The following is a 9,791-nucleotide window of genomic DNA, read 5'->3' on the forward strand; positions in this document are numbered from 1 at the left end:
AGTAAACAAACGTTAAAAATAGAGGAAGCAAGCGAGATTTTTTTAATATTATTTTCACTACAAAGAAAATAATTACTACATTTGTTCCCAAACAGCGCAATATTTTTAATTACTAACCAATACTCTTAAATTATGAAAATAATGTTTAAATGGATGTGTGCTATCATAGTAGTTGTGATGAGTACTTATGTGTTTACTGCATGTGGTGATGACAGTGATGAACCCACTAATCCCAATGCGCCCTCTTCTTCATCAATTGTGGGCACTTGGGAAGTAGTTTCGTCACCTGTTACTAATAATGGTCCCACCAAAGGCACATTATTCTACATGGCCAGCAATGGTGTGATGAAGATGCAGCTGGGTGGTATAGGTGAAGTGAATACTGGCAGATATTCCTACATTCCAGCCACAGGTCTTTTAACTCCCTCTTTCGAAGGAGTAAAATCAGGTACCGCTGTATTGAGCATGCGCTCAGATGGTAAAATCAGCATGCTGGTATCTGAATCCGATAATAACTACACCCTTATCCTCGAGAAGAAGTCTAGTAATGACATCATCCAGAGTGGTGAAGGTGGAGGCGGTGACCCAGGAGAAGTACAAGCTCGAGAGATTATTGGTACTTGGATATTTCTTTATGATGAAGGAAACGTTAACAACAGCGAAGGTATTACAATAGTATTCAACGAGGATGGAACAGGTTACTACTACGATGAGCGATCTCAAAGAGAAAACATTACCTTCACATCGAGTTACGACAGCAAGGGACGTATCCGTGCAGAATGGACATACCAAGTAAATGGATCAAAGGCCGAGCTGAAAGCGATAGCCGTACAAGGCGGCAATGTGCTGAACGGAGAAGGTCGCATGATGCAAGATGGTGTTGACTTCGCAGGTGTTACGATGATGAGGAAAGACTACACGATTCCTTCAGAGGGCATCCTCGGTCGTTGGAAGGTAACTGATGTAAACTTCAATGGTCCAAGAATCGGTGGCGTATTGGTATTTGCCAACAATAACGAGTTCTACACAGAGGGTGACGCTCATGCAGACACTTATGATTGGAATGCTACAACAAAGGAACTGGTGATTCATCTTACTGAAGATGGCGACATCCAGGCCACTGTTGAAACCAATGGTTGGACAACAGGCTCACAGGCCACTGTAACCTTAGTTGGCGCAGATGGTACACTTAAACTAGAGAAACTATAAGATATAGCTCCATCGATTAACTTGACGGCATTATCCTCCTTGGATAGTGCCGTCAATTCTTTACTTATTAGTCTATCTCCTTTCTGTACAAAGCAGTTGTATAACCAGAACCCTCGTCATACTTTTGTCATATTACCGTTTTCGTCATATTCGTACTCTATCGGGCTATCATTACTATCCAATATCCTGTCTTGTTACTGCCTACACGTACAAGAAGTCCCACTTGCTTCAGTTTGGAGATATAGGTCTTGACCCACTGAAACAAATCACCCATCAGTTCTGGCACCCGCATATAAGGATTCCAACTTTTGTTCGTTATTTGCTATTATTTTGTTCTCTTCCATAAATAAGAATTTAATTGTCATTATCAGTACTTTCCGGCAACAGATAGTCACTTGCCTTATCCTTAGTGATAACGCTACGGCCTAACTTGCTCTCCAGTTGCTTGCGTGCAGCCTTGGCTACACTGCCACCCTCTTTTGCCACCTGCGTCTGAGCATTGTAGCCCTTGGGATTACGGTCTTTAGAGATTTCTGTGGCTGATGCTTCCGCGAGGATATTAAGGGCTATCTCCAGATTAGTCATATTGTCGCGCAAGTTCTCTTTCTTCAAACCTTTGTAGTGCTTGTATTGCTTGGTGGTGAAACCGCTCCACTCGCGAGTGATGATGTCGGTGAGTGAGGCGTATTCCAATCCTTCCTGCACGCCTGTGCGCTTCCATTCGTCGGTCAGCTCTTTTCGAACCTCAATACTTTTGATACGCTGGTTAATCCAAGCATCGCTGTAACCTAAACGTTTGTAGTCAATGATGGCCTGATCGATGCTCAGTTCGGGGTCTTGCATTTGGTCAATGCGCTGACTGGCAACCTGTGCCATCCATTGCTTGAACGGCTCAGCCTTGGGCGAAGGAATGGATTGGATGATGCGGAAAAGCTGTTCTGTATCAGCCACATCGGTTAGGCGCATCTTACCGTCTGCAGCACGCATTTTCAAAGCGTGACAATTTGTCACGGTTTCATTTCCTTCTTCCTTTAATCGTTGCTTTAACTTACGCCAATATGCTGTCGGATCCTTACTGTCGGTAAGGACTCCACACACATCTACTACAGAGAAGTACCACTTCTCTTCCTTATCGTCCCACACTGTTCGTACCTTGCGTTCTTCAAACAGTTGTATTGCTTGCTTCTTTGTCATATCAATTCTTTTTGATCTCGCTGCTCTGTCATTTTTTGGTTGCTGTAAGTTCGTAGTTAAACAAATCAAGTAGCTGGTTGACCTTATCCATTCTTAGCGTCGGTTTCCCCTGTTCCAGATTGCGTACAAAGCACAAGCCTACGCCAGACTTCATTGCAAGGTCTTCTTGCGTAAGACCATATTCCTTGCGCAAATCCTTTACCACCTTTGATAACTTTGTCTTTTCCATATAAATTATATTCTTTCGTATGCGAAATTACAATATTATTTGCAAATTACATGCTTTCTGATATAAAAAGTGTAATATTTAACATCTTTATATGCTTTCTACTATAGTTTTTCTGCTCTTTCCTATCTGGATTCTAAAGCCTCTCACTCCACAGTATATATTTACATGGCCGTAGGCGGTTTTCTTGGTTTTTCGATGATGATGTTGTAGCCGACAGACTGTTCATTGTTTACATTTTTTCATTCAATCATAATCTGACACCGTGATTAAACCTATCATTTGATTCAACGTTATTTTCCATATAGAAAAGTATATCATCTCATTTTATACCTAATAAAGGAGTCTGATGCTAAATCCTTTACTGTATTCTTATTAAGAATGGCATCAGTAGAATATAAAACCTCTTCCGCAGCCATAAACCATTTTATAGGAATATCGTCTATTTCTTTTTGTGGAAGGAATTCGTATTTCTTGCTCTTAGGTAAATTATCAACAATCTCCACAACTTTTACAGAATAATCATGTAGTTTTTTAATTTCTATACTTTCTTCAATTTGTTTTCTTAATATCATATCGTTGCACATTCTCGGTTCGCATTGTTTGACACAAAATAAAAAATCATCAACAGAAGCGGCAACTAGCCCTCTCCACCAGATATCCTTTATGCAAGAGTCTCCATCTCTGTAATTCTTCATTTCTTCTTCAGTCAGTAAGAAGCCAACTCTTTCATAGCATTTCTCAGGAATATCTCCCCATACACTTCCAATACGAGTTGTTTTAGATAAATAAAAACTGCCTGTGAAAGAGTCTTCATAATATCGTGATATGGTCAACCCCAAAGTCAGAAATAAATCTGGATATACTTTCTTTACGAATAAACCTTGAAATCCAGATATTGTATCCTTAAAGTGTATATAACCCATACTTTCCAACGAAGGAGTTAATATTTTTTCCAATTTTGCCTTTGTCAATTTCATATTTATTATAGGGTCCTATATATGTTGGTGAATCTTTTAAATATTTTTTGTCGTTTGGATTATAGAAAAGTGTTTCAGTCCTTTTCCCATTTTTTGCATAAGCTTTTCTCTATATTTTTTACAGAAAAGAGCCAATGTGCCAAGAGACTCCAGACACGACACTACAACCACAATAGCCGCACGTCGATATTATTCACAGGTTCAAATAGAAAACATAGTAACTGTGATTTACCTTTACCATTTAAGTCTTTCAAACTTTTCTCTATTTTTATCATTGGGCAAATATTTCCGAGTATTAGCATCAACGCAGACAGAATTAATTATTCCCTTACTTAAATCACTCAACTCACAGACAAACTGAGGATGATCAAGAAAGTCGGTAATAATCAGTTTTCCGTCTTCAATGACCAAATGCCTGACGTTCTTATCAAAAAGTATACTGTCTGGAAAAGTCTGATATATACACCCTTTACATATAACTTTATTTGTTCCTATATCATATACGAACAACATTAGTTTATAGTCATACGATGTTAACTCATGCATTAACACAATCTTTATATCAAATGTTTTAATTATTTTCTTTTTAAACAGCCATTCATTTTTATAGCCATTAAGCCGAAATTCATTATGCAGATTATCCAAGACGTCAATTGGTATACCTTTAAATTTACTAGCTAAATTATAGCCTCTTTCCAGTAAAGACAAATAATATTCGAAACGTTGTTGCTCATTAGTCATTGTCAAATAGGACTTCAAATTCTCGTCACTAAAAGTTATTTTTGCAAGTAAGCATTTTTCTGACACTATCAGACAATGCTCTTTTGATTTCGTAAGACAAACACTCAGTTCATTATATGTGCCATCCGTAGGAATTTTATACATTCTTATCCTTTTAGAAAGGAAATGAGACACGAAAAACACATTATCCATGAAAATGTTGCAAAAAGCATCTTCATATGAAAAATAATCAACTCTCAAATTTATATACCTTAAATTCATATTAGGGGCGTTTATGTTTGTTTTCTGCCTTCAATTCTTCTCGTAGAACATTAGCACGTTCTTTTTCGTAATCCAGAATACGGGTTCGTAACCCTTCACCAGCAGGCTCATGATGGGTTATTTCTGATTTATAAGTGCCATCACCTGATTCCTTATTCCATTTCTTAACTTGAGTTTCAGCTCGAACCGACTTCCCATTTTTTATCTGTCCACCATTAATTCCTGTTTTAATTACCTTATTAGTTTTTTTATTTATAATGTCATATGCATGCTGGGCCTTTGTACTTGCTTTTGAATTTCCATGTACTGAAGCCTTAACAACTTTACTTACAGTATTAACCTTTATACTAGTTTCTGCTGCTTTTGCTCCCATTCTGACAGCTAATCCTGTACCGGTTAGTCCAGGTACGGCAGCAGCCATAACATCGGCAGTAAGGGCGGCTTTTGTGGTATTACTAACACTGCCAGTTGCGCAATACTGGTAAGTCGCTTCAGCTGCATCATTGCCAACAGCATCCTCGTGGTAGAGAAGTAAATGTAAGTAAATGATGTACCAAGGGACTGGTGTCTGACACACGCCTTAGTCTTTTTGCTTTAATACAACGGCTTTGCCATAAGTACTGCTGATAGTGCGCAAGAACTCCACAAACTGAGGATAGAGCGACTTGTCATAAGTCCCTGACCTCATCCAACCTTTTCCACATTTCGTTTTGCCTCTCTTAAAAAATAGTTTTTGACTGACATTACAGCATTTAGAGCCTGGTAAAACCGCCTATCATTATTCCGTGCTACATTCTTTTTCTCTGTCACCGCGATTCTGGCTAATCATCCGCTATAAACTTTAAAGGAATATTTACAACTTCAAATGGGAATCTTTCTTTGTCGGGAATCCACTTAATATCATTCACGAAGATTTCTTTTAATTTCGTCACTAACTTCTTTACATTATCACAATTATTATGGTCATTGTTTCTTACGACGACCTTTATTGTATTACCATGACTATCTATTTGGCAGTTTACTGTCAACGAAACCGTTTTCTCTATCATCCTGGTTATTCCGTTTAATTCCGATGATAAATAAGAGAATAAGCTATCACGCCCATTTGGAAAAGGAAAACCTCTTTCGCTAGATAAATCTTTCTTCATAGATATCTTTGGCGTACTATTTTTATGCATTCGATCAATCTTGTTTTTCAATGACGGAGGCAAATTATATAAAACCCCATCATATAAAATATGATAAGGATCCATGCAAGCAGACATTAAGACAACTCCTTGCGAATACAAGTATAATTTGCATCTCACATCTAACGTCTTCGCATGGGACTCTTTTAGACTATAGAATTCTTTAACGATGTCTGAAATTACAGCACTATCAGAAATATGGTATTCCTCATAAGAAATTTCATTTTCAAAATCTCTACATGTCACGTTCGCTGGAGTTTCTAAATGCCAAGGAGCATGTTTAACCACTATACTATCTATTTTAAAAGTATTTACACTGTAGACATGAAGTATAATTACGTTCATCAATAAAAAAAAAGTAAAATATCTTTTATTCATTTTGTTCTCTTAGGATAAATTATAATTTCAAGTTCTTTCTCAACAGGAGTGTTAGATGTACTATTTTTCATTAAGTCTCACCAAGGCTACTTTTCTCATCTTTAACCGATTCATATCTAAGCCTATTTCGTTTCCAAAAGATTTATTATCAAAAGAATATTTATAATCTGAAGGTATTCCATAGATTTTTATTAATGCATCAGAAGCTAATTCCATACTATCAAGACAATTGTAATAACCAGACCTGCATCGCAATAAATACAAAACCTCTGGCAAGTTTTCCAAATTGTAATCTTCCATGTCACAAAGACAATTCAAATCACCAATACATAATCCTTCATCCTTCCACTCTACATACATACGAGCTTCACAAGTCTGATTCTTAGGCATCTGTCTTGTAATGGAACATAAAAACGAGCTAATGCTATCAAATTCCTCGGCAGAACACTCCAACGTTTCATACACGCCAAGGTTTTCCGCAATTTTTGCCATAGATTTACATGTTGTCTTTACATTCGTTTCGTAAACGTAAGGATAGTACGATACAAATATGGTGTCATTGTCCTTCATTTCCTTCTTGTACATAACGGAGCAAGAGGTAAGACACATAATAGTATATATAAATAAAAAACTAAACAAAATATTCTCTTTGTATTTCATCGTCATTATTGTTATAATGGTTTTATTGATATGGAATTACGGGTATCAAAAACGAATCCACCATGATTAGTTCTTATTGATTCATTATTATTCTCTGCTGTTTTCTTCTCGGCTCCAAGAATAACCCTTTTCTCTTCCTCATTGGAATAATCCTCATTATATGTATTTCTTCGTTCGCGGTGTTTTGTTCCATTTTTCGCATTATCAACAGCATGATCAAATTCATGTTCCAAACGAGTTGCTGCCGATTGGCGTCCGCCATCAGTTGTCTCTAGTCCACGTCTTGATTCCCATGTTATGATTGCTTTACCATCTTGAGAATGAAAAGAAGTCGAAGGAGAATCTGAAAGATTGGAATCCATTGCATCAATTACGTAATAATCATTATTTGAGTCATAAACTGCACTTTTCATACAATCTCCACCTCCGTTTTTTGTATTATACAAATAAGCCAAAATAAAATCTTTCACAAACGAATTATTAGGTATGCTACTCATTGTATTATTGAAGCCACTAAATATATAATAATCATACTTATTTATATCATTTTTATATTGTACAATTACCCTCTTCCCATCCGGATCCACCGCGTTCACCGGATTATTCGCACAATAAGCATAGGGACTGATGCTGTAGTATTTCTCACAGAGGGGATCCATGGTCGTGAAACGCCCAAGTGAGGGGTCATACATACGCGCCCCGAAGTCATACCAGTTCAGCGCATGCATCTTGTCCAACTCCTTGCCTATAAACAGGCGGTGGTGAGTGCCTGTCTTGCCTTTGCGTATCACACCACCATAAGGATAGTAATCTGTCACGAATGGTGAGGAAGTATCCGACCTCACAGCCATGCGCACATTTCCTTGATAGTCCTTCAGGTCGAAATAGTAGGACGAAGCACTCGTGCTGCCCCACAAAGACACCTCACCACAGTCCAGCGTCAGATACCTCCGGCTGCTGTCCGAAGAAAGGTACTTCCGAATATGGACACAGTTCTCAGACGATGTCTGTGCTGTCAACACTGACACCATCAACAGATGCAACAACAGAAGGAAAAGTCGTTTATTCATGCGATTCTAGTCTATAATGGTAAGGCGTAAAAAAGTCGAAAATAGTCATTGGGCAGGGTTTCGCATCTTGTTTCTGGTTAAGATTAATAATAGTTTGTCTGACTGCAAAGATACAATTATTTCTGGTAAAGTGTATCATTTAGGGGGATAAAATGTATAAGAACCCCTCCCCGACCCTCCTCAGAAAGGGAAACCCCACCCCAACCCTCCCGAGGGAGGGAGACATTCTGCTCTTTCCTATCTGGATTCTAAAGCCTCTTACTCCACAGTATATATTTACATGGCCGTAGGCGGTTTTCTTGGTTTTTCGATGATGTTGTTGTAGCCGTCAGGCTGTTTGATGGTTGTGCTACAGAAAAGGGAAGCTTGCTTGCCTTTGATGGAGTACAAACAACGAACAGATGAGCTCACTGCTCATCGACAACAATATCAGCGGGTTTTCACGGTTTTTGTTTTCCCAACAAGGGATTCTAAAAAGCCCACAGAGCCTTAGAAAAAGTGGCGGTTTGACGCATGAAAAGGGGCAGTCGCACGACACGCATGACAGGGGACAGTCCCTCGTCATACTTGCGGCCCACTGATGATGCTCAGTCAGGCGTGGTAAGAGCCACTGGCTTACATAACACTAAAGCTCCGACCTGCTGCAGATGCAGGTCGGAGCTTCTTTCATATATATTATATAAGGTGTTCTCGCTTAAAGTGGTATCTCTGGATGCTGCACCGCTAGCGGCAGCTCTTTCTGCGAGAGGTAGAACATATAGAGGATGACGGGTTTCGACCCGCGGTTCTCGCCATGGTGTATGGTATTCACCATCTCTACAACGGCCTCACCCTCGTGCACCGTCTTTTCGGTGCCGTCCAGCCCGATAATGGTCAGTTCGCCCTGCACCAGAATGCCGTAGTTCATCACGGGATGATGGTGCCAGCCCAGCTTCTTACCGGCAGGAAACACATATTTCACAGCCACCAGTTCGGGGCGTCCCTGCAGATAGTCGGGCAGTTCCACGCCGTCCCAACTCTGACTGGTGCGGATCAACTCTTGAGAAACGACCTCTTCTTCATTTTTAGCTTCCGACCGACAGCTCACAATAACAACTGCTATGGTGCACAGGAACAGTAAACCGGCAGTCAGCTTCAATAATTTTTTGTTCATGATCATGTTATTCTTTAAATAATAGGTATAATAGTTCACCTGCAAAGATACATTATTTTCCCGAACCATGGTACATTACTCCCTAATTTTTTCTCTGAAATTAATCACTTTGATACCTGCATGCTCCAGCTACAACTTAATAGAAAACTGGCACCTTTCTAGCGGAAAAGTGGCAGTTTGACGATGCAATACCTTTTGTTTTGCGTTGCAATTCGGTAAGTTTTGCGATGCAATTCGGTAAGTTTTGCTCCGCATCTAGCCCCTGGCCAGCGCCATTCCAGGGGCTAGATGCGGTCGTTTCAGCCCCTGGATGTGGTTGATTCAGGGGCTAGAAGTGGCAGTTCCAGGGGCTAGAACAAAAACTATTGCTTTGGTTCTAGACTTTAGAACGGTCGTTTCTAGACTCTAGAACTGCCACTTCTAGACTTTAAAACAACCCATTCTAGACTCTAGAAATGGTGTTTCTAGACTCTAGAATGGATGCAAAAGTGCCACTATTGGCACGTAAAAGCGTAACTATTGGAACGTGAGAGTGCCACTATGAGCACGTGAGAGTGCCACTCTTGACCTTCAAAAGGGAAGTAATGGGCAGTCGTTTCGGCCTTTCTACGGAGCTTGTACTGCTCTCACTGGTCTATTCGTCTTTCAGAGAGGGGCTGGGGGTGAGGCCGAAACAACAAAAAAAAGAGCAAGCCTCTAAGTGCTTGCTCCTTCATATCGGATGATGATTGA

10 protein-coding genes are annotated in these 9,791 nt (G+C 39.6%); 1 reads left to right on the forward strand and 9 read right to left on the reverse strand.

Translation table 11 applies throughout. The features are described 5' to 3' along the window. The first annotated feature begins 132 nt into the window (after positions 1-132). Entirely contained in the window at positions 133-1,209 is a 1,077-nt protein-coding gene (locus T496_RS0106245; RefSeq protein ID WP_155808714.1) for a hypothetical protein, read from the forward strand. A gap of 354 nt (positions 1,210-1,563) precedes the next feature. On the opposite strand, the gene T496_RS0106255 is transcribed toward T496_RS0106245, so the two are convergent. From T496_RS0106255 to T496_RS0106300, 9 genes are all read right to left on the reverse strand, one after another. After that, positions 1,564-2,403 (reverse strand): BRO-N domain-containing protein, encoded by an 840-nt coding sequence (locus tag T496_RS0106255; protein WP_027449986.1) that lies wholly within the window; start codon positions 2,401-2,403, stop codon positions 1,564-1,566. A 28-nt stretch (positions 2,404-2,431) separates the two neighbouring features. Next, entirely contained in the window at positions 2,432-2,632 is a 201-nt protein-coding gene (locus tag T496_RS0106260; RefSeq protein WP_027449987.1) for a helix-turn-helix transcriptional regulator, read from the reverse strand. Positions 2,633-2,946: 314 nt separating this feature from the next. Next, a complete protein-coding gene (locus T496_RS0106265) occupies positions 2,947-3,609 on the reverse strand; it encodes a hypothetical protein (RefSeq protein WP_027449988.1) in 663 nt (220 codons plus the stop codon). A gap of 234 nt (positions 3,610-3,843) precedes the next feature. Next, entirely contained in the window at positions 3,844-4,494 is a 651-nt protein-coding gene (locus T496_RS14410) for a hypothetical protein (protein WP_155808717.1), read from the reverse strand. Positions 4,495-4,612: 118 nt separating this feature from the next. Continuing rightward, the gene (locus T496_RS0106275) at positions 4,613-5,188 is read right to left on the reverse strand and encodes a hypothetical protein (RefSeq protein ID WP_027449990.1); all 576 of its coding nucleotides are present in this window, start codon (positions 5,186-5,188) and stop codon (positions 4,613-4,615) included. Between the two features lie 244 nt (positions 5,189-5,432). Further along, the gene (locus T496_RS0106280) at positions 5,433-6,176 is read right to left on the reverse strand and encodes a hypothetical protein (protein WP_155808720.1); all 744 of its coding nucleotides are present in this window, start codon (positions 6,174-6,176) and stop codon (positions 5,433-5,435) included. 60 nt (positions 6,177-6,236) lie between these two features. After that, positions 6,237-6,668, reverse strand: coding sequence for a hypothetical protein (locus T496_RS0106285; RefSeq protein ID WP_155808722.1), 432 nt, complete (start codon positions 6,666-6,668; stop codon positions 6,237-6,239). A gap of 179 nt (positions 6,669-6,847) precedes the next feature. Next, positions 6,848-7,906: an RHS repeat-associated core domain-containing protein gene (locus T496_RS0106290; protein ID WP_027449993.1), complete on the reverse strand. Its 1,059-nt coding sequence runs from the start codon at positions 7,904-7,906 to the stop codon at positions 6,848-6,850. 694 nt (positions 7,907-8,600) lie between these two features. After that, positions 8,601-9,059 (reverse strand): cupin domain-containing protein, encoded by a 459-nt coding sequence (locus T496_RS0106300; protein ID WP_231478016.1) that lies wholly within the window; start codon positions 9,057-9,059, stop codon positions 8,601-8,603. Between the last annotated feature and the right edge of the window lie 732 nt (positions 9,060-9,791).

The organism is Xylanibacter brevis P6B11, assembly GCF_000621825.1.
Taxonomy (GTDB): domain Bacteria; phylum Bacteroidota; class Bacteroidia; order Bacteroidales; family Bacteroidaceae; genus Prevotella; species Prevotella brevis.

Bases quoted from the DNA above. Each gene is read 5' to 3' on its own strand.
- T496_RS0106245 (WP_155808714.1), top strand. From the start codon at position 133: ATGAAAATAATGTTTAAATGGATGTGTGCTATCATAGTAGTTGTGATG.
- T496_RS0106255 (WP_027449986.1), bottom strand. From the start codon at position 2,403: ATGACAAAGAAGCAAGCAATACAACTGTTTGAAGAACGCAAGGTACGA.
- T496_RS0106290 (WP_027449993.1), bottom strand. From the start codon at position 7,906: ATGAATAAACGACTTTTCCTTCTGTTGTTGCATCTGTTGATGGTGTCA.
- T496_RS0106300 (WP_231478016.1), bottom strand. From the start codon at position 9,059: ATGAACAAAAAATTATTGAAGCTGACTGCCGGTTTACTGTTCCTGTGC.
- T496_RS0106260 (WP_027449987.1), bottom strand. From the start codon at position 2,632: ATGGAAAAGACAAAGTTATCAAAGGTGGTAAAGGATTTGCGCAAGGAA.
- T496_RS0106280 (WP_155808720.1), bottom strand. From the start codon at position 6,176: ATGAATAAAAGATATTTTACTTTTTTTTTATTGATGAACGTAATTATA.
- T496_RS14410 (WP_155808717.1), bottom strand. From the start codon at position 4,494: ATGTATAAAATTCCTACGGATGGCACATATAATGAACTGAGTGTTTGT.
- T496_RS0106285 (WP_155808722.1), bottom strand. From the start codon at position 6,668: ATGGCAAAAATTGCGGAAAACCTTGGCGTGTATGAAACGTTGGAGTGT.
- T496_RS0106265 (WP_027449988.1), bottom strand. From the start codon at position 3,609: ATGAAATTGACAAAGGCAAAATTGGAAAAAATATTAACTCCTTCGTTG.